This is a genomic window from Exiguobacterium sp. s131 (assembly GCF_018617345.1).
GTDB classification, from domain to species: domain Bacteria; phylum Bacillota; class Bacilli; order Exiguobacteriales; family Exiguobacteriaceae; genus Exiguobacterium; species Exiguobacterium profundum.
The window spans coordinates 18,434-38,104 of the sequence record NZ_JACSJX010000006.1; the positions used below are offsets into that span (position 1 = coordinate 18,434).

Annotated in this window: 18 protein-coding genes and 1 other annotated feature; all 18 genes read right to left on the reverse strand. The window is 47.6% G+C overall.

Annotated features, from left to right (window positions below):
- Positions 1-12 precede the first annotated feature (12 nt).
- The 18 genes from rplB to nusG all read right to left on the reverse strand — a co-directional run bounded on the left by rplB (position 13) and on the right by nusG (position 19,662).
- Positions 13-843, reverse strand: coding sequence for a 50S ribosomal protein L2 (gene rplB / locus KNO69_RS14570; RefSeq protein ID WP_012727674.1), 831 nt, complete (start codon positions 841-843; stop codon positions 13-15).
- A 34-nt stretch (positions 844-877) separates the two neighbouring features.
- Positions 878-1,159, reverse strand: a complete 282-nt coding sequence (gene rplW / locus KNO69_RS14575) for a 50S ribosomal protein L23 (protein WP_012727675.1) — start codon at positions 1,157-1,159, stop codon at positions 878-880.
- Positions 1,159-1,782, reverse strand: a complete 624-nt coding sequence (rplD, locus tag KNO69_RS14580; protein ID WP_012727676.1) for a 50S ribosomal protein L4 — start codon at positions 1,780-1,782, stop codon at positions 1,159-1,161. Before rplD ends, rplW begins: the two co-directional genes overlap by 1 nt.
- A 28-nt stretch (positions 1,783-1,810) precedes the next feature.
- Positions 1,811-2,437, reverse strand: coding sequence for a 50S ribosomal protein L3 (gene rplC / locus KNO69_RS14585; protein WP_012727677.1), 627 nt, complete (start codon positions 2,435-2,437; stop codon positions 1,811-1,813).
- Between the two features lie 61 nt (positions 2,438-2,498).
- The gene (rpsJ, locus tag KNO69_RS14590) at positions 2,499-2,807 is read right to left on the reverse strand and encodes a 30S ribosomal protein S10 (protein ID WP_074032438.1); all 309 of its coding nucleotides are present in this window, start codon (positions 2,805-2,807) and stop codon (positions 2,499-2,501) included.
- 377 nt (positions 2,808-3,184) lie between these two features.
- Positions 3,185-3,694, reverse strand: a complete 510-nt coding sequence (locus tag KNO69_RS14595; RefSeq protein ID WP_078147867.1) for a hypothetical protein — start codon at positions 3,692-3,694, stop codon at positions 3,185-3,187.
- Positions 3,695-3,802: 108 nt separating this feature from the next.
- Positions 3,803-4,990, reverse strand: coding sequence for an elongation factor Tu (tuf, locus tag KNO69_RS14600; protein ID WP_078147868.1), 1,188 nt, complete (start codon positions 4,988-4,990; stop codon positions 3,803-3,805).
- A 113-nt stretch (positions 4,991-5,103) separates the two neighbouring features.
- Positions 5,104-7,182 carry an elongation factor G gene (gene fusA, locus KNO69_RS14605; protein WP_012727681.1) on the reverse strand — a complete coding sequence of 693 codons (2,079 nt, stop codon included), beginning with the start codon at positions 7,180-7,182 and terminating at the stop codon, positions 5,104-5,106.
- Positions 7,183-7,294: 112 nt separating this feature from the next.
- A complete protein-coding gene (rpsG, locus tag KNO69_RS14610; RefSeq protein WP_012727682.1) occupies positions 7,295-7,762 on the reverse strand; it encodes a 30S ribosomal protein S7 in 468 nt (155 codons plus the stop codon).
- A gap of 48 nt (positions 7,763-7,810) precedes the next feature.
- Positions 7,811-8,233 (reverse strand): 30S ribosomal protein S12, encoded by a 423-nt coding sequence (gene rpsL, locus KNO69_RS14615; protein WP_012727683.1) that lies wholly within the window; start codon positions 8,231-8,233, stop codon positions 7,811-7,813.
- A gap of 290 nt (positions 8,234-8,523) precedes the next feature.
- Positions 8,524-12,123 carry a DNA-directed RNA polymerase subunit beta' gene (gene rpoC / locus KNO69_RS14620; protein ID WP_012727684.1) on the reverse strand — a complete coding sequence of 1,200 codons (3,600 nt, stop codon included), beginning with the start codon at positions 12,121-12,123 and terminating at the stop codon, positions 8,524-8,526.
- Between the two features lie 22 nt (positions 12,124-12,145).
- On the reverse strand, positions 12,146-15,694 hold the full coding sequence (rpoB, locus tag KNO69_RS14625) for a DNA-directed RNA polymerase subunit beta (RefSeq protein WP_214818924.1): 3,549 nt from the start codon (positions 15,692-15,694) through the stop codon (positions 12,146-12,148).
- A 193-nt stretch (positions 15,695-15,887) separates the two neighbouring features.
- A complete protein-coding gene (locus KNO69_RS14630) occupies positions 15,888-16,484 on the reverse strand; it encodes a class I SAM-dependent methyltransferase (RefSeq protein ID WP_214818916.1) in 597 nt (198 codons plus the stop codon).
- 79 nt (positions 16,485-16,563) lie between these two features.
- On the reverse strand, positions 16,564-16,932 hold the full coding sequence (gene rplL / locus KNO69_RS14635; RefSeq protein WP_214818918.1) for a 50S ribosomal protein L7/L12: 369 nt from the start codon (positions 16,930-16,932) through the stop codon (positions 16,564-16,566).
- Between the two features lie 60 nt (positions 16,933-16,992).
- Positions 16,993-17,499: a 50S ribosomal protein L10 gene (gene rplJ, locus KNO69_RS14640; protein WP_012727688.1), complete on the reverse strand. Its 507-nt coding sequence runs from the start codon at positions 17,497-17,499 to the stop codon at positions 16,993-16,995.
- Between the two features lie 44 nt (positions 17,500-17,543).
- Positions 17,544-17,697: a sequence feature (ribosomal protein L10 leader region), on the reverse strand.
- Positions 17,698-17,756: 59 nt separating this feature from the next.
- Positions 17,757-18,443 carry a 50S ribosomal protein L1 gene (rplA, locus tag KNO69_RS14645; RefSeq protein WP_012727689.1) on the reverse strand — a complete coding sequence of 229 codons (687 nt, stop codon included), beginning with the start codon at positions 18,441-18,443 and terminating at the stop codon, positions 17,757-17,759.
- A gap of 94 nt (positions 18,444-18,537) precedes the next feature.
- On the reverse strand, positions 18,538-18,963 hold the full coding sequence (gene rplK, locus KNO69_RS14650) for a 50S ribosomal protein L11 (RefSeq protein ID WP_012727690.1): 426 nt from the start codon (positions 18,961-18,963) through the stop codon (positions 18,538-18,540).
- Between the two features lie 147 nt (positions 18,964-19,110).
- Entirely contained in the window at positions 19,111-19,662 is a 552-nt protein-coding gene (nusG, locus tag KNO69_RS14655) for a transcription termination/antitermination protein NusG (protein ID WP_012727691.1), read from the reverse strand.
- Positions 19,663-19,671: the final 9 nt, after the last annotated feature.

Consider the following 19,671-nt stretch of genomic DNA (forward strand, 5'->3'; position numbering starts at 1 on the left):
ATCATGTAGTAATTATTTCTTACGGCGACGAAGGATGTACATGTCGCTCGATTTGTTTTTCTTACGAGTCTTAAGACCAAGAGCTGGTTTACCCCAAGGAGTAAGTGGGCCCGAACGACCGATTGGCGCACGACCTTCACCACCACCGTGTGGGTGATCAACCGGGTTCATTACAGAACCACGTACTGTTGGGCGTTTGCCTAACCAACGTGAACGTCCTGCTTTACCGATGTTTACGAGTTCGTGTTCTTCGTTACCAACTGAACCGATTGTCGCGCGGCAAGTGCCGAGGAACAAGCGTGATTCACCTGATTGAAGACGAACGATGACGTACTTGCCGTCACGTCCTTGGATTTGTGCCGATGCACCAGCCGCACGAACTAGCTGACCGCCTTTACCAGGCTTAAGCTCGATGTTGTGGATTGTTGTACCGACAGGGATGTTTACGAGTGGAAGAGCGTTCCCCACTTTGATATCCGCTTCAGGACCAGACATGATTTCCATGCCTACTTTGATGCCCTTAGGAGCGAGGATGTAACGTTTCTCACCATCTACATAGTTGATGAGTGCGATGTTTGCTGAACGGTTTGGATCGTATTCGATCGTTGCTACGCGTCCTGCAACGCCATCTTTGTTACGTTTGAAATCGATGATACGGTATTTACGCTTGTGACCGCCACCTTGGTGACGAACAGTCAAGCGACCTTGGTTGTTACGTCCGCCTTTTTTCGAAAGCTTTTCAGTTAACGATTTTTCAGGGCGATTCGTTGTGATCTCTGCAAAGTCGAGAGATGTCATGTTACGACGACCGTTAGTGGTCGGCTTAAACTTTTTGATTGCCATCGAGGATTCCCTCCTTTTCTTCTAAGGTAGTTAATTAACCGAGGAAGTCGATTGTGTTGCCTTCAGCAAGGGTTACGATCGCTTTTTTACGACGAGCTGTGTAACCAGAGTGACGACCGACACGTTTCGCTTTCGGTTTGTAGTTCATTGTGTTTACCGAAGCAACTTTCACGTTGAAGATTGTTTCGATAGCGTGTTTCACTTGCGATTTAGTCGCTTTTACGTCGATTTCGAAAACGTATTTGTTAGCTTCCATGAGGCTAACTGAACGCTCAGTGATGATCGGACGTTTGATAATATCGTATGCTTGAGCCATTATGCAAGCACCTCCTCTACCTTCGCAACCGCATCTTTAGTGAAGATGACTTTGTCGTTAGCAACGAGGTCAAGAACGTTTACGCCTGCTGCGTCGATCACAGTCACTCCTGGGATGTTACGAGCTGCGAGAGCGATAGTCTCATTGTAGTCCGCTGTGACTACAAGAGCCTTACGTTCTACTGATAAGCTGTTGAGTACAGCAGCCATATCTTTTGTTTTTGGTGCATCGAAAGCAAGGCCTTCGAGGACGATGATTTCGTTGTTTTGTACTTTCGACGAAAGAGCCGAGAGAAGTGCTAAACGACGAACCTTCTTAGGAAGTTTGTAAGAGTATGAACGTGGTGTTGGACCGAAGACTGTACCACCACCAACCCATTGTGGTGAGCGGATAGAACCTTGGCGCGCACGACCAGTTCCCTTTTGTTTCCATGGTTTACGGCCGCCACCGCGTACTTCCGAGCGACCTTTCGTATCGTGAGTACCTTGACGGCGTGATGCTTGTTGCATGACGATTGCGTCGTAAAGTACTGATTCGTTTGGCTCGATTCCGAAGATGGCTTCTGCCAATTCGATTTCGCCAACTTGTGAACCTGTTTGGTTAAGCAAAGCTACTTTAGGCATTCGTAATTCCTCCTTTCCGTGCAGTTAATTAGTTACCTTTGACCGCTGATTTGATGATGACGTTCGATTTACGAGCGCCTGGGATAGCACCTTTCACGAGGAGAAGGCCACGTTCCACATCAACTTTAACGACTTCAAGGTTTTGAATTGTTTTACGCTCTCCACCCATTTGACCAGGAAGAAGTTTCCCTTTAAATACGCGGTTAGGAGCGACAGGACCCATCGAACCAGGACGACGGTGGTAGCGCGAACCGTGAGCCATTGGTCCACGTGATTGTCCGTGACGCTTGATCGCACCTTGGAATCCTTTACCTTTCGATGTACCTGTTACGTCTACTAATTCACCTGCAGCGAAAATGTCTGCCTTAATCTCTTGACCGATTTCGTATCCTTCTACTGAAGTACGAACTTCTTTGATGAAGCGCTTAGGTGTCGCGTTTGCTTTCGCAGCGTGACCTTTTGATGGTTTGTTTTGACGTGATTCTTTGATGTCTCCGAAACCAAGTTGAACTGCTTCGTAACCGTCTGTGTCAACTGTTTTAAGTTGAAGAACGACGTTACCTTCTACAGCAACTACTGTTACTGGTACAACTTCGCCTGCTTCGTTGAAGATTTGAGTCATACCAAGTTTTGTTCCTAAGATTCCTTTAGCCATGAGATACACCTCCTGTTAATAATTAATTGTCTCTTCTGGCTAGTATCTACTATATGAAGAATTAAAGTTTGATTTCGATGTCTACACCTGATGGTAACTCGAGACGCATAAGCGAATCGACTGTTTTCGGTGTTGGGTTTACGATGTCGATCAAGCGTTTGTGTGTACGCATTTCGAACTGCTCACGAGCATCTTTGTACTTGTGAACCGCACGAAGAATCGTGTAAACCGATTTTTCAGTTGGGAGCGGGATTGGACCCGATACCTTTGCACCTGAACGCTTCGCAGTGTCAACGATCTTCTCAGCTGATTGATCGAGAACGCGATGGTCATATGCTTTTAAACGAATACGAATTTTTTCATTTGCCATGTTTGTTTCCCTCCTTTGTCGCCTACTTTAAAAATAGACAATTCTCCGCGGAAATTTCCACACCGGCCATGGCAATGCTGCCTGGCGTGTCATAACCTCCCGCTTCAACGCAGCGTGCTTGTGTCAGCAGAGGCATCCGATCATTGCAAATCAACGATTGGACCCGTTTTCTGCTGTAAAGTCTCTCACCACTCGCACAAACACTTAATCATTATATCTAATCTGGTCATGGAATGCAAGATTAGATTTTTGAAGTTGCTGGTTGTCTGATGAGTTGCTCAACGTTCCCTAATGTAACAAGATTCGCGAGCTTTTGCAAGCAAAAATTCATTCTTTTATTGAACTATTTTTCAAACGAACTCCCATGTCAACTCGACCTAGCGTTTCATCACCTCTCCAAAACGCTCTGTCACCCCTTCTATTACCGATTGTGGCGCTCGTTTTAAACAGTCTTGAACAATTCCTTCATTAACACTGTGCGTCTTGAAATAGCGGAGCAATGACGCTAATTTATCCTCTCGTCCGATGACCGTGTAAAGGACGACCCACTCTTCTAGGTGCATCCATTGTCCATCTGGTTCAATGAAAGGATGCGTATAGATTCCGTCGGTACACTTCATTCGGAAACTAGACATGACGTCCACATCTGTTCCCTCGAATATATACTCTCCAAAGTAGGTCGTTACGTATGCGTCGTGAGGATCTGATGGTTTCTTCTCCCCAGCACGACTAAGTACACGATCGATTTTTTCAAACTGGTCCGGTTCAACAAAAACATCGATGTCATTCGTTACCTCGACGATGCCATGATGCTTCAACAGCTCAGAACCGCCAATGCGATACTCAATCCCATTCAAGCGACAAATAGTCTCTAGTTGCTTCAGCATGACGCCACTCCTTTCTCGTATGCCTCATCTTACCATGTTGTGATGGAAACACAAAAAAGCAGCCCGCATATTGCGGACTGCTTAATGTTGTTCAGTTGAATCAATCGATTACTCGATGATTTCTGTTACTGAACCAGCACCTACAGTACGGCCACCCTCACGGATAGAGAAACGTGTACCGTCTTCGATCGCGATTGTAGAAATCAATTCGATCGTCAACTCGATGTTGTCTCCTGGCATTACCATTTCAGTACCTTCTGGAAGGTGAACGATACCTGTTACGTCAGTTGTACGGAAGTAGAACTGCGGACGGTAGTTCGCGAAGAATGGCGTGTGACGGCCACCCTCTTCTTTAGAAAGAACGTAGATTGATGCTTTGAATTTAGAGTGTGGTGTGATTGAACCTGGCTTAGCAAGTACTTGTCCACGCTCGATGTCGTCACGTGATACACCACGGAGAAGTGCACCGATGTTGTCGCCAGCTTCAGCATAGTCAAGAAGCTTACGGAACATCTCTACACCAGTACATACAGTTTTCTTCGTTTCTTCTGTAAGACCAACGATTTCGATCTCGTCGTTGACGCGGAGAACACCACGCTCAACACGACCAGTCGCTACAGTACCACGACCAGTGATTGAGAATACGTCCTCAACAGGCATCATGAAGTCTTTTTCAGTGTCACGAACTGGTTCTGGGATGTACTCATCAACAGCGTTCATGAGTTCCATAACTTTTTCTTCCCACTGAGCTTCACCGTTAAGTGCGCCAAGTGCAGAACCTTTGATTACAGGGAGGTCGTCGCCTGGGAAGTCGTATTCAGAAAGAAGTTCACGGATTTCCATTTCAACGAGTTCGAGAAGCTCTTCGTCGTCTACCATGTCAACTTTGTTCATGAATACTACGATGTAAGGAACACCTACTTGACGTGAAAGAAGGATGTGCTCACGTGTTTGTGGCATTGGGCCATCTGTTGCAGATACAACGAGGATCGCGCCGTCCATTTGAGCAGCACCAGTGATCATGTTTTTAACATAGTCAGCGTGTCCTGGGCAGTCAACGTGTGCGTAGTGACGCTTGTCAGTTTCGTACTCGATGTGAGCTGTTGCGATTGTGATACCGCGCTCGCGCTCTTCTGGAGCACCATCGATTTGGTCGAACTTAGTAGCTGTTTTACCTTGTGCACGTGAAAGTACAGCAGAGATTGCTGCAGTCAAAGTTGTTTTACCGTGGTCAACGTGGCCAATTGTACCAACGTTAACGTGCGGCTTAGAACGGTCGAATTTTTCTTTACCCATTCTAGATTCCTCCTCTATTAAACGATTAGTTTTATTTAACTAGGAAGACGTAGGCTACTTTTAACATACGTCCTCCTTAGCTTACAACAATCAATCTAGCGATACAACCGTTATTAGCCGTTCGCTTTTTTGACGATTTCTTCAGCGATTGATTTCGGTACTTCTTCGTAGTGATCGAAGTGCATCGAGTACGTTCCGCGTCCTTGTGTACGTGAACGAAGTGATGTTGCGTAACCGAACATTTCTGAAAGTGGAATCATCGCTTTAACGACTTGTGCGTTACCGCGAGCTTCCATACCTTCTACGCGTCCACGGCGTGACGTGACGTCACCCATGATGTCACCCATGTATTCTTCTGGGATAACAACTTCAACACGCATCATTGGCTCAAGGATAACAGCTTTCGCTTGGTCCTTAAGTTGTTTAACCGCCATCGAAGCAGCAACTTTAAACGCCATCTCGTTCGAGTCGACATCGTGGTACGAACCGAATACGAGACGAGCTTTAACGTCTACTACTGGGTAACCAGCGAGGATACCGTTTTCGAGAGCTTCTTCAATCCCGTTTTGAACAGCAGGGACGTATTCACGTGGTACAACACCACCGACGATCTTGTTCTCGAACTCGAATCCAGCGCCTTCTTCGTTCGGCTCGAATTCTACGACAACGTGACCGTACTGACCGCGTCCACCAGACTGACGAACGAATTTCGAATCGATCTTCGCAGCGCCACGGATTGTTTCACGGTAAGCAACTTGTGGTGCACCAACGTTAGCTTCTACTTTGAATTCGCGACGCATACGGTCAACGAGGATGTCAAGGTGAAGCTCACCCATACCAGAGATGATCGTTTGACCAGTCTCAGGGTTTGTTTCAGTGCGGAATGTTGGATCTTCTTCTGCGAGTTTCGCAAGAGCTTGACCCATCTTATCTTGGTCTGCTTTCGATTTAGGCTCGATTGCAACCGAGATAACTGGTTCTGGGAACGTCATTGACTCAAGAACGATGTTATCTTTCTCAGAGCAAAGCGTGTCACCAGTAGTCGTGTCTTTGAAACCAACAGCAGCGGCGATGTCACCAGCGAATACCATTGGAATCTCTTCACGGCTGTTTGCGTGCATTTGAAGGATACGACCGAGACGCTCACGCTTCCCTTTAGTCGAGTTCTTCACGTATGATCCCGCTTCAGCTGTACCAGAGTACACGCGGAAGAACGTCAATTTACCGACGTAAGGGTCAGTCATAACTTTGAACGCAAGTGCTGAGAATGGAGCTTCGTCAGAAGGCTCACGTGTGATTTCTTCTTCTGTATCGAGGTTGATCCCTTTGATTGACTCTACATCAACTGGTGATGGGAGGTAATCAACAACGGCGTTAAGCATGAGCTGAACACCTTTGTTCTTGAAGGCAGAACCAACGAGTACAGGGTAGAATTCAACGCTAAGTGTCGCTTGACGGATTGCAGCTTTCAATTCATCGATTGAAATCTCTTCACCTTCAAGGTACTTCATCATCAACTCTTCGTTGAAGTCAGCAACACCTTCGATCAATTGACCGCGAAGTTCTTCAGCTTGGTCAGCCATGTCAGCTGGGAAGCCATCTGTTACTTCGATGTCAGTACCGAGGTCGTTGTTGTACATGTAAGTCTTCATTTCAACGAGATCGATGATCCCTTTGAAATCGTCCTCTGCTCCGATTGGGAGTTGGATCGCGTAAGCGTTCGCTTGAAGACGATCGTGGAGCGTCTTCACAGAGTACAAGAAGTCTGCGCCGATTTTATCCATCTTGTTGACGAATACGACACGTGGTACACCATATGTCGTCGCTTGACGCCATACAGTTTCTGTTTGTGGTTCTACACCTGACTGAGCGTCAAGTACAGCAACCGCACCATCAAGTACACGGAGTGAACGTTCAACTTCTACAGTGAAGTCTACGTGTCCAGGTGTATCGATGATGTTTACACGGTGGCCATTCCACTGTGCAGTTGTCGCAGCCGAAGTGATCGTGATTCCACGCTCTTGCTCCTGCTCCATCCAGTCCATTTGTGAAGCACCTTCGTGCGTTTCACCAATTTTATGGATACGACCTGTGTAATAAAGAATACGTTCAGTTGTTGTCGTTTTACCGGCATCGATGTGAGCCATGATCCCGATGTTACGAGTATTCTTTAGGGAGAATTCTCTTGCCATACTGGGTATTCTCCTTCCGCATGTTTGATTTTCGTGTGCGCGCACACGATATGATTATACCCGAAAGCCACTCCGTTAAGCCATGCTTGGCGGAGTGGACTTTACGATTAAATTACCAACGATAGTGAGCAAACGCTTTGTTAGCTTCTGCCATCTTATGCATGTCTTCGCGTTTCTTAACAGATGCACCAGTGTTGTTGGCTGCATCCATGATTTCGTTCGCGATACGTTGCTCCATCGTTTTTTCGTTGCGGAGACGAGCGTAGTTCACGAGGTAACGAAGACCAAGTGTTGTACGGCGCTCTGGACGAACTTCTACAGGAACTTGGTAGTTAGCTCCACCTACACGGCGTGCTTTAACTTCAAGTACAGGCATGATGTTGTTCATTGCTTCTTCGAACACTTCCATAGGCTCTTTGCCTGAGCGTTCAGCGATGATGCCAAATGCGTTGTAAATGATAGTTTGAGCTGTACCTTTTTTACCGTCTAACATGACACGGTTAATGAGGCGAGTTACCAATTTCGAGTTGTAGATCGGATCTGCGATAACGTCACGACGTTCTGCACGGTTTTTACGCATCCGAGTACCCTCCTTTCAAAATTTCAATTGTAGTTTAGTTGGCGAGAATTACTTCTTCGCAGCTTTCGGACGTTTCGTACCGTATTTAGAACGGCCTTGCATACGTCCATCAACACCTGCAGTGTCAAGCGCACCACGAACGATGTGGTAACGTACCCCTGGTAAGTCTTTTACACGTCCTCCACGGATAAGAACAACGCTGTGCTCTTGAAGGTTGTGGCCAATACCTGGGATGTACGCAGTCACTTCGATTTGGTTAGTCAAACGAACACGAGCATACTTACGAAGCGCCGAGTTCGGTTTCTTCGGAGTCATTGTACCAACACGTGTACAAACACCACGTTTTTGTGGTGAGCTCACGTTTGTTTGTGACTTGATGAAACTGTTGTAACCTTTGTTAAGTGCTGGAGAGTCAGATTTCACGACTTTCGATTTACGTCCTTTACGGACTAACTGGTTAATAGTAGGCATCTTTGAAGATCCTCCCTTCCTGAATGTTGCTATTTTCTAGTCCCACCGACCCGGGTGGTTCATTTAAGGTCATAACGAAACGTTTTTACGAGGCGTAGGCATTCCATGACCTCGCAAAAACGTGAGTTATACCTTGAAAGTGGCAATTGTAGCAGCCAAACCTTCCCGTAGAAAGTTCGGATGGACGTCCAAGTAGCTTGCCGACTGCTGGACATCGTTGTCATCGACAACAACCGATTGGCGGCACTAAATCATAGTAACACCGCCAACCTGCGCTGTCAAGACGTATTTTACTCGACTGTTGTATCTTCGAGCGCAACTGGCGCCTCATCTTCTTTGAGTTCCACATCACGGTAGACGGCCATTCCAGTACCAGCTGGAACGAGTTTACCGATGATGACGTTCTCTTTGAGTCCGAGGAGATAGTCACGTTTCCCTTTGATTGCTGCATCTGTCAAGACGCGAGTCGTTTCTTGGAACGAAGCCGCTGAGAGAAACGAATCTGTCTCAAGTGAGGCTTTTGTGATTCCGAGAAGGACTGGTTTCGCAGTCGCTGGGTGTTTTCCATCACGAATCGCATCTTTACACGCTTCTTTGAAGACGCTGATGTCGACGAGTGATCCAGGGAGAAGTGGTGTGTCACCTGATTCGATAACTTTGACACGACGGAGCATTTGGCGAACCATGACCTCAACGTGCTTATCACCGATTTCTACCCCTTGCATCCGGTAAACTTTTTGAACTTCTTGGAGAAGATAGTTCTGAACACCAGATACACCACGGACGGCGAGCAATTCTTTCGGATCGATCGAACCTTCCGTGAAGACTTCACCGGCTTCTACTGTGTCGCCGATTTGAACGCGGAGACGCGCTCCGAATGGAATCGTGTATGAGCGAGTCTCACTGAATCCTTCGACCGTGAGTTCACGCTTGTCACGCGATTCTGTGAAGTCGATGACCGTACCAGAGATTTCCGAGATGACCGCTTGACCTTTCGGGTTACGGGCTTCGAATACCTCTTGGATACGTGGAAGACCTTGTGTGATATCGTCTCCGGCAACCCCACCTGTGTGGAAGGTACGCATTGTAAGCTGCGTTCCTGGCTCACCGATTGATTGTGCGGCAATGATACCGACGGCTTCCCCGACTTCAACATTTGATCCAGTTGCCAAGTTGCGTCCGTAACACTTCTTACATACGCCGTGTGACGTGTTACATGTGAAGGCTGTACGGATTTCAACTTTTTCAACACCCGCATCTACAATGATGCGCGCGATGTCTTCTGTGATCAATTCGTTCTTATCGATCAACACTTCGCCCGTTTCAGGGTGTGTGACCGTTTCAAACGATGTACGTCCGACGAGACGGTCGTACAAGCTTTCGATTTCTTCCGTACCTTCGCGGAGTGCAGAAACACGGATTCCGCGGTCTGTTCCACAATCCTCTTCACGGATGATGACATCTTGCGCTACGTCAACGAGACGACGCGTCAAGTAACCTGAATCGGCTGTCTTCAAGGCTGTATCGGCAAGACCTTTACGAGCCCCGTGAGTCGAGATGAAGTACTCTTGAACCGTCAGACCTTCACGGAATGACGATTTGATTGGAAGTTCGATGATGCGACCAGATGGAGCGGCCATCAAACCACGCATACCCGCAAGCTGCGTAAAGTTCGATGCGTTACCACGGGCACCTGAGTCAGACATCATGAAGATTGGGTTCAGGCGGTTGAGGGATTTCATCAATCGAGATTGAATTTCATCCTTCGCTTCGTTCCAAGCACGGACAACGCGCTCGTAACGCTCATCTTCAGTGATGAGACCACGACGGAACGACTTCATGATTTGGTCGACTTGTTTTTGTGCTTCGTCAAGGATTTCCTGTTTATCCGGAAGTACGATGATATCGGCAATCCCAACCGTCACACCCGCTTTTGTCGAGTGCTTGAAGCCAAGATCTTTCATCCGGTCAAGCATGCGGCTTGTTTCCGTCGTTTCAAACTTCTGGAACACTTCCGCGATGACTTTTCCAAGGAACCCTTTTTTGAACGGGTCGATGATTGGACGTGATGCGATTTCTTCCGCAACGTTCGCCCCTTTGTCGATGAAGTACTTGTCAGGCGTTGCTTCCTGTAAGTTTTCCATCGTCGGCTCGTTCAAGTATGGGAACGTATTTGGCAAGATTTCGTTGAAGATCATCTTACCAACTGTCGTAATGAGCAATTTCTCGTTCTGTTCGTCTGTGAACGTCGGGTTGTTGAGCGTACGTGCCGGAAGTGCCACACGCGAGTGCAAGTGGACATAACCGTTTTGGTAAGCAATCAACGCTTCGTTGACGTTCGAGAACACTTTCCCTTGACCGACGGCATCTTCACGTTCGAGTGAGATGTAGTAGTTACCGAGGACCATATCCTGCGATGGTGTAACAACTGGTTTTCCGTCTTTCGGGTTCAAGATGTTCTGCGCAGCGAGCATGAGAAGACGTGCTTCCGCTTGTGCTTCTGCAGAGAGCGGAACGTGGACGGCCATTTGGTCACCATCGAAGTCGGCGTTGTATGCCGTACATACGAGTGGGTGAAGGCGAATCGCACGACCTTCAACAAGAATCGGTTCGAATGCTTGAATACCAAGGCGGTGAAGTGTCGGGGCACGGTTCAAGAGGACCGGATGCTCACGAATGACTTCTTCAAGGACGCCCCAGATTTCAGGTTGCATCTTCTCGATTTTGCGTTTGGCGTTCTTGATGTTTGAAGCGATGCCGCGACCGACAAGCTCTTTCATCACGAACGGTTTGAAGAGTTCAAGCGCCATCTCTTTTGGAAGACCACACTGATACATCTTCAAGTTCGGACCTACGACGATAACCGAACGTCCTGAATAGTCGACCCGTTTACCGAGAAGGTTTTGACGGAAACGACCTTGTTTCCCTTTCAACATGTGTGAAAGTGATTTAAGCGGACGGTTACCAGGACCTGTTACCGGACGACCACGACGACCGTTGTCGATGAGGGCGTCAACCGCTTCTTGAAGCATACGCTTCTCGTTTTGCACGATGATGTTCGGCGCGCCGAGGTCGAGCAAACGTTTGAGACGGTTGTTCCGGTTGATGACTCGACGATACAAATCGTTCAAGTCAGATGTCGCAAAGCGTCCACCATCAAGCTGTACCATCGGGCGAAGCTCTGGTGGGATGACAGGAAGTACTTCAAGGATCATCCAGTCTGGATTGTTTCCTGAAGTGAAGAATGCATCGAGAACTTCCAAGCGCTTAATCGCACGTGTACGACGTTGACCTTGGACTGTTTTCAACTCTTCACGAAGCTCGCCTACTTCTTTTTCAAGATTAACGTCTTGAAGAAGTGTACGGATGGCTTCAGCACCCATGTCTGCTTTGAAGTCGCTACCGTATTTTTCACGATAGAGACGGAATTCTTTTTCCGAGAGAAGTTGTTTCTTCTCAAGCGGAGTATCACCTGGCTCTGTGACCACGTAAGATGCGAAGTAAATGACTTCTTCAAGCGCACGTGGTGACATGTCGAGAACAAGCCCCATGCGGCTTGGAATCCCTTTGAAGTACCAGATGTGCGAAACTGGTGCCGCGAGCTCGATATGGCCCATTCGCTCGCGACGCACTTTCGCTTTCGTCACTTCAACGCCACAGCGGTCACAAATGACTCCTTTATAACGGATACGTTTGTATTTCCCACAGTAACATTCCCAGTCTTTCGTAGGACCGAAGATTCGTTCACAGAATAATCCGTCCTTCTCTGGTTTAAGTGTACGATAGTTGATCGTTTCCGGCTTTTTGACTTCACCGTAAGACCACGAACGGATCTTCTCTGATGAAGCCAAGCCGATTTTCATATATTCAAATCGATTAACATCTACCAAGGGGCCGACCTCCCTTTTCGCCTTATTCCTCTTCCGTAACAGTCGGTTGAACGACTTGTTCTAACGCCGATGTTGCGTTCGGGATGTTGTCGTCATCTTCATCTTTCATTTCGACTTCTTCATCATCCGCTGACATCATCTTGACTTCCATACCGAGCGCTTGAAGCTCTTTGATCAAGACGCGGAATGATTCAGGAACGCCCGCTTTCGGAACGCTCTCGCCTTTCACGATGGCCTCATATGCTTTCACACGACCGACCGTGTCATCCGACTTGATTGTCAAGATTTCTTGGAGCGTGTAGGCTGCACCGTACGCTTCAAGAGCCCAAACTTCCATCTCCCCGAAGCGCTGACCACCGAACTGTGCTTTACCACCGAGCGGTTGTTGCGTAACGAGTGAGTATGGTCCTGTCGAACGAGCGTGAAGTTTGTCATCAACCATGTGCGCGAGTTTGATCATGTACATGACACCGACCGAGACGCGGTTATCGAACGGTTCACCCGTACGACCGTCATAGAGACGCGTTTTCGCATCTTTATCCATACCAGCCTCTTCAATCGTTGCCCATACGTCTTCCTCACGCGCTCCATCGAATACAGGTGTTGCCACTTTGATACCGAGCTTCTTCGCCGCCATACCAAGGTGGAGCTCAAGTACCTGACCGATGTTCATACGAGATGGTACCCCAAGCGGGTTGAGCATGATGTCAACCGGTGTACCGTCTGGCATGTATGGCATATCTTCTTCAGGGAGGATTCGCGAGATAACACCTTTGTTACCGTGACGTCCCGCCATCTTATCCCCTTCGTGAATCTTACGTTTTTGAACGATATAGACACGTACCATTTGGTTGACGCCTGGAGACAACTCGTCACCGTTTTCACGGTCGAACACTTTGACATCCAAGATGATTCCGTCTCCACCGTTTGGTACACGAAGTGACGTATCACGTACTTCACGTGCCTTCTCACCGAAGATTGCGTGCAAGAGACGCTCTTCCGCCGTCAATTCTGTAACGCCCTTAGGTGTTACTTTACCGACGAGGATGTCGCCATCCTTGACTTCAGCTCCGATGCGGATAATTCCACGATCGTCCAAGTTACGAAGTGCGTCATCTCCGACGTTTGGAATATCACGTGTGATTTCCTCTGGTCCGAGTTTCGTGTCGCGTGACTCTGACTCGTACTCTTCGATATGAATCGACGTGTACACGTCATCTTTCACGAGACGCTCACTCATGATGATCGCATCCTCATAGTTGTAACCATCCCATGTCATGAAGGCAACGACGACGTTACGGCCGAGCGCGAGCTCACCCATATCCATCGATGGACCGTCCGCAAGGATTTCTCCTTTTTCGACACGGTCACCAGCTGCGATGATTGGTTTTTGGTTATAGCATGTCCCTTGGTTCGAACGGACATATTTTTGAAGTTTGTAACGGTCAAGGTCACCTGAAACTTCAGAACCGTTCACGTCAGACGTGCGACGGATCAAGATTTCACGCGCTGTGACGCGTTCGACGAGACCTGGGTATTTCGCAACAATAGCTGCCCCAGAGTCTTTCGCAGATACATACTCCATGCCGGTACCGACAATCGGTGAATCCGGTTGAAGGAGCGGTACTGCTTGACGTTGCATGTTCGCTCCCATGAGGGCACGGTTCGAGTCATCGTTCTCGAGGAACGGGATACATGCCGTTGCGGCAGAAACAACCTGTTTCGGCGAAACGTCCATGTAGTCCACTCGGCTTGGCTCGACTGACAAGTTTTGTCCGCGGAAACGGCAAAGAACTTGTTCGTCTGCAAAGTGGCCATCTTCTGTGAGCGGCATGTTTGCCTGTGCGACGACATAGAGGTCTTCCTCATCAGCCGTCATATATTGAATGTCGCCAGTGACAAGACCTGTTTCCGGGTCAACACGACGGTATGGTGCTTCGATGAAACCGTACTCGTTCACTTTCGCATAAGACGAGAGTGAGTTGATGAGTCCGATGTTCGGTCCCTCTGGTGTTTCGATTGGACACATCCGACCGTAGTGCGAATAGTGAACGTCTCGAACTTCGAAACCGGCACGCTCACGTGTCAAACCACCCGGTCCAAGCGCAGAGAGACGACGCTTGTGCGTGAGCTCTGCGAGCGGGTTCGTTTGGTCCATGAACTGTGACAATTGCGAGCTACCGAAGAACTCTTTAAGTGATGCGATAACCGGGCGGATGTTGATGAGCGCCTGTGGTGTGATCGCATTTTGATCTTGAATCGACATACGTTCTTTTACGACACGTTCCATACGGGAAAGCCCGATCCGGAATTGGTTTTGGAGAAGTTCTCCGACTGAACGAAGACGACGGTTTCCTAAGTGGTCGATGTCATCTGTTGTTCCGACTTCGTGAAGTAAGTTGAAGAAGTAGTTGATTGAAGCGATAATATCGGCTGGCGTAATGTGTTTTACGCTGCGATCGATATTGCCATTTCCGATGATGTTCAAGATACGCTCTCCATCTGGGTCATCCGGTGAGATGACTTTGATTGACTGAAGACCGAATGGCTCACCTTCAGCGACACCACCAGTTGGTTCCGCATCGATATAGCCAAGGCCGTTCTCCAAGTGCGGGAGGATACGATCTAAGTTGCGGCGGTCGAGGATTGTTCCAGCTTCAGCGAGTACTTCGCCTGTTTCCGGGTCCACGAGCGTTTCCGCTAATTTTTGACCGAACAAACGGTTCTTAAGATGCAGTTTTTTGTTCATCTTATAGCGACCGACGTTCGCTAAGTCGTAACGTTTCGGGTCGAAGAAACGTGACACGAGAAGAGACTTCGCATTTTCTACCGTTGGTGGTTCACCAGGGCGGAGACGCTCGTAAATCTCGATCAACGCTTTCTCTGTAGACTCTGTATTATCTTTTTCAAGGGTGTTACGAAGGTATTCGTCATCCCCGAGAAGGTCGATAATTTCTTGGTCCGTACCGAATCCGAGGGCACGCAACAACACCGTTACCGGAATTTTACGGGTACGGTCGATACGAACATAAACGATATCTTTGGCATCTGTCTCGAGTTCGAGCCAAGCACCACGGTTCGGAATGACAGTTGCGCCAAATCCACGTTTACCGTTTTTATCGAGTTTAGCGTTATAGTACACGCTCGGTGAACGGACAAGCTGGGAAACGATGACGCGTTCTGCACCATTGATGATAAACGTTCCCGATTCTGTCATGAGTGGGAAATCCCCCATGAACACTTCTTGTTCTTTGAGCTCACCTGTCTCTTTGTTTTGGAGACGCACTTTTACGCGAAGTGGCGCAGAATAAGTAACGTCGCGCTCCTTCGATTCATCGATAGAATACTTCGGCTCACTGAGCGAGTAATCGATGAACTCCAATACGAGGTTTCCTGTGAAGTCGGAAATCGGTGAAATGTCTGTGAACATTTCCTTCAATCCTTCACGCAAGAACCACTCATAAGAAGCAGTTTGAATTTCAATCAAATTCGGAAGCTCTAATACCTCACTGATACGGGCAAAGCTTCTTCTCTGACGGTGACGACCGTACTGAACAAGTTGACCAGTCAACTGATTCACCTCTCAGACCCCCAATTCTTTAGCGAATTTTTCGGGCGTAATAATCGAACATTGTCATTGAATGTCGCTCGTTTTCCGTCTCTAAAAAGCGGCAGACACGGCAGTTTCAAGCGAATTCCATTCCAATGGCATTTTATAATGTTAGCATATACGTTATAGCGAGTCAACAAGACTTCACCGTTTGTCAAGACCGAATTGCTCGGAAAATAAAGTAACCTTTTTCTTTCGCGATCGTTTCAACTTGACCAAACACCTCTTCTAATAACTTTTTAGCAGAAGGTGCTCCTTGTTTCTTTTGAATGACGACATAGATTGCTCCTCCATCGACGAGGTGCGTATGTGCTTCACGCAAGATCGTATGGACGACTTGTTTCCCCGCACGAATCGGCGGATTGGTGACAATGGCGGCAAACCGTTCTCCCCCCACCGCGTCATACGCGTGAGAAAGCCGTGTTTCGACCGTCACTCCATTACGGGCGGCGTTTTGCTCAGAGAGCGCCAGCGCACGCTCATTCACATCAATGAGCAAGGCCTCACGCCCAGAGGCATCGGCAAGCGAGATCCCCATCGGACCATAGCCGCAGCCTACATCTAAAATACGTCCCGACACATCAGGCATCTCAAACGATTCAATTAAAAGACGTGACCCAAAATCGACCGACCCTTTCGAGAACACACCGCGGTCCGAAGTGAAGTGATACTGTTTCCCTCGCAACTCATACGTCCATGTCTCTGGGGCACTTTCCGAACGTGGATCGTTCGTATAGTAATGATCTCCCATGCGTTGAACCTCCTAACCCATTCTTCAAGGAAATAAAAGAAGCTCGCCATGGCGAGCTTCTATAGGTTGTGAAGTTGAATTACTTAACTTCAACAGATGCGCCAGCTTCTTCAAGCTTAGCTTTCATTGCGTCAGCGTCTTCTTTAGAAACGCCTTCTTTGACTGGAGCTGGAGTTCCGTCAACGAGTGCTTTTGCTTCTTTAAGGCCGAGACCTGTGATTTCACGAACAGCTTTGATGACGTTGATTTTACCAGCGCCAGCGTTTGTGAGGATTACGTCGAATTCAGTTTTCTCTTCAGCTGCTGCGCCTGCGCCAGCACCTGCAACTGCTACTGGAGCTGCTGCTGATACGCCGAATTCTTCTTCGATTGTTTTTACGAGTTCGTTAAGTTCGAGAACCGTCATTGATTTGAGGTCTTCGATGAATTGCTCTTTGTTGAAAGCCATTATGGTTTTCCTCCTTTGATGTTGTGAAAAAGTTTTTTGAGTTACGCTACGCTACAAAAATTAAGCTGATTGCTCTTCTTTTTGTTCTGCGATTGCATTTGTTGCGACTGCGAGCCCACGGATTGGAGCTTGAAGTACGCTGAGAAGCATCGAGAGAAGACCATCGCGTGATGGAAGTTCTGCAAGGGCTTTGATTTCTTCGAGTGAAGAAACTTTACCTTCGATGATTCCGCCTTTGAGTTCGAGCGCTTTGTGCTCTTTCGAGAAGTCGTTCAAGATCTTCGCTGGAGCAATAACGTCTTCTTTAGAGAAGGCGATTGCTGTAGGACCAGTGAAGACTTCGTCAAGACCTTCGAAGTTCGACTGAGTAGCTGCGCGGCGAAGAAGACCGTTCTTGTAAACTTTGAACTCGATTCCAGCGTCACGGAGTGATTTACGGAGTGTAGTCACTTCTTCAACTGTAAGTCCACGGTAGTCAACAACAACTGTTCCAACGCTCGCTTGCATTTTCTCAGCGATTTCATCGACGAGTGCCGATTTCTGAGCTACGATTTTTTCGTTTGCCATGTGTTTGCACCTCCTAGTCAATTCTTATACCGGACGAGAGGCTGCTCTCCAAAAGAAATCCCTCGTATGAAGACATACGAGGGCGTAATTGTTTGAAAGTAAACCTGTGACAACAGGCTCAAGTTCGAGCAAAGACACCTCGGAAGGGTTTACGGACCAATGTCCACCTTCTGTCTACGGTAATCCAACATATTCGGTTGAACGTGTATTACTTTATCAGCGGTGTCACACGTTGTCAACAATTTATTTCAACAAGATTACTTAAGGAAATCTGCAGTCGCTACACGGATCCCAGGACCCATTGTAGATGAAAGCGAGATGTTTTTAAGGTAAGTTCCTTTTGCAGTAGCAGGCTTCACTTTCATGAGTGTTTCGAGAATTGTCTCGATGTTCTCAGAGAGTTTAGATGCTTCAAATGATTTCTTACCAACTGGAACGTGGATGTTACCAGCTTTATCAACACGGTATTCAACTTTACCAGCTTTGATATCCGCGATTGCTTTTTCTACGTCGAAAGTAACTGTTCCTGTTTTCGGGTTAGGCATGAGGCCTTTAGGTCCGAGAACACGACCAAGTTTACCAACTTCACCCATCATGTCAGGTGTCGCAACGATTACATCGAAGTCGAACCATCCTTGTTGGATTTTGTTGATGTACTCAGCGTCGCCAACGTAGTCTGCTCCAGCAGCTTCCGCTTCTTTCACTTTCTCACCTTTTGCGAAGACGAGAACTTTTTGTGTTTTACCAGTACCGTGTGGAAGTACAACGGCACCACGGATTTGTTGGTCTGCTTTCTTCGGATCTACGCCGAGACGGACAGCAACTTCGATTGTTTCATCGAATTTAGCAGTAGCTGTTTTTTGAACGAGCTCGACAGCTTCAGCGAGGTCGTATGACTTCGTGCGGTCAACAAGCTTAGCTGCTTCTTGGTGTTTTTTACCCATGATCTTTTCCTCCTTGTGGTTAGCGGAATTTCCTCCCACATAATGAAGGGATTGAAGGTGAGCAGTATTCACCGACAACCCCAGAGACTAGCAATTAGTCTTCGATTACAATACCCATACTACGTGCAGTACCTTCAACCATAAGCATCGCTGTTTCTACAGATGATGCGTTAAGGTCAGGCATTTTAAGTTCAGCGATTTCGCGAACTTTGTCACGCTTAACCGTTGCTACTTTCTTACGGTTTGGTTCACCAGAACCACTCTCGATACCAGCAGCTTTCTTCAAAAGAACTGCAGCTGGTGGAGTTTTCGTAATGAATGTAAACGAACGATCTTCGTATACCGTGATGACTACAGGAATAATCAATCCGGCTTGGTCTTGTGTACGAGCGTTGAACTCTTTACAGAATCCCATGATGTTAACACCTGCTTGACCAAGTGCTGGACCTACTGGTGGAGCTGGGTTTGCTTTACCAGCTGGGATTTGAAGTTTAACGAGTTTAGAAACTTTTTTCGCCACGAGACACACCTCCTTAAGTCTAAAATGTGGTTTCTTGGACGTTGTGCGCCCTCCCACTCAATCTATTAGGTCGAGTTTGTACCGAAATAAAGCACAACATCAAACATTTTCGATTGTACCATCCGTTTTACGGATTAGCAAGTGGGTTTAGTTAATTTTCTGAACTTGTTCGAAATCAAGCTCAATTTTTGTTTCACGACCGAACATGTCGACCACGACTTTGAGCTTCTCTTTGTCGGCTTCAATCTCGTCGATTGTTCCTTCAAAGTTCTCAAATGCGCCTTCTTTCACGCGGACAAGGTCACCGAGTTCATAGTTGTAACGATCTTTCTTCTCGATGAGTCCCATTTGTGACAAGACGTTTGTCACTTCGTCCGGTTGGAGTGGGATTGGTTTTGCCCCACCACCCGTTGAACCGAGGAAGCCAGTGACGTTTGGCGTGTTGCGGACAACATACCATGAATCGTCAGTCATGACCATCTCTACGAACACATAGCCCGGGAAACTTTTGACTTCACGTTCTTTGATTTTCTTCTCGCCACTCTTCAATGTGACTTCTTCTTGCGTCGTTTCAGTCGGGACGAGGACGCGGAAAATTTTATCTTCCATGTTCATCGAACCGATTCGACGTTCTAGGTTTTCTTTGACGTTATTCTCAAAACCTGAGTACGTCTGGACAACAAACCATTGTTTCTCCACGGCTTTCAC

What these genes read in the sequence shown, in the direction of transcription:
- tuf (WP_078147868.1), bottom strand. Translation starts at nt 4,990, where the DNA reads ATGGGTAAAGAAAAATTCGACCGTTCTAAGCCGCACGTTAACGTTGGT.
- rplW (WP_012727675.1), bottom strand. Translation starts at nt 1,159, where the DNA reads ATGGCTCAAGCATACGATATTATCAAACGTCCGATCATCACTGAGCGT.
- KNO69_RS14595 (WP_078147867.1), bottom strand. Translation starts at nt 3,694, where the DNA reads ATGCTGAAGCAACTAGAGACTATTTGTCGCTTGAATGGGATTGAGTAT.
- rplB (WP_012727674.1), bottom strand. Translation starts at nt 843, where the DNA reads ATGGCAATCAAAAAGTTTAAGCCGACCACTAACGGTCGTCGTAACATG.
- rpsL (WP_012727683.1), bottom strand. Translation starts at nt 8,233, where the DNA reads ATGCCTACTATTAACCAGTTAGTCCGTAAAGGACGTAAATCGAAAGTC.
- KNO69_RS14630 (WP_214818916.1), bottom strand. Translation starts at nt 16,484, where the DNA reads ATGGGAGATCATTACTATACGAACGATCCACGTTCGGAAAGTGCCCCA.
- rplL (WP_214818918.1), bottom strand. Translation starts at nt 16,932, where the DNA reads ATGGCTTTCAACAAAGAGCAATTCATCGAAGACCTCAAATCAATGACG.
- rplJ (WP_012727688.1), bottom strand. Translation starts at nt 17,499, where the DNA reads ATGGCAAACGAAAAAATCGTAGCTCAGAAATCGGCACTCGTCGATGAA.
- rpsG (WP_012727682.1), bottom strand. Translation starts at nt 7,762, where the DNA reads ATGCGTAAAAACCGTGCAGAACGTCGTGACGTTATCGCAGATCCGATC.
- rplC (WP_012727677.1), bottom strand. Translation starts at nt 2,437, where the DNA reads ATGGCTAAAGGAATCTTAGGAACAAAACTTGGTATGACTCAAATCTTC.
- rplD (WP_012727676.1), bottom strand. Translation starts at nt 1,782, where the DNA reads ATGCCTAAAGTAGCTTTGCTTAACCAAACAGGTTCACAAGTTGGCGAA.
- fusA (WP_012727681.1), bottom strand. Translation starts at nt 7,182, where the DNA reads ATGGCAAGAGAATTCTCCCTAAAGAATACTCGTAACATCGGGATCATG.
- rplA (WP_012727689.1), bottom strand. Translation starts at nt 18,443, where the DNA reads ATGGGTAAAAAACACCAAGAAGCAGCTAAGCTTGTTGACCGCACGAAG.
- rpsJ (WP_074032438.1), bottom strand. Translation starts at nt 2,807, where the DNA reads ATGGCAAATGAAAAAATTCGTATTCGTTTAAAAGCATATGACCATCGC.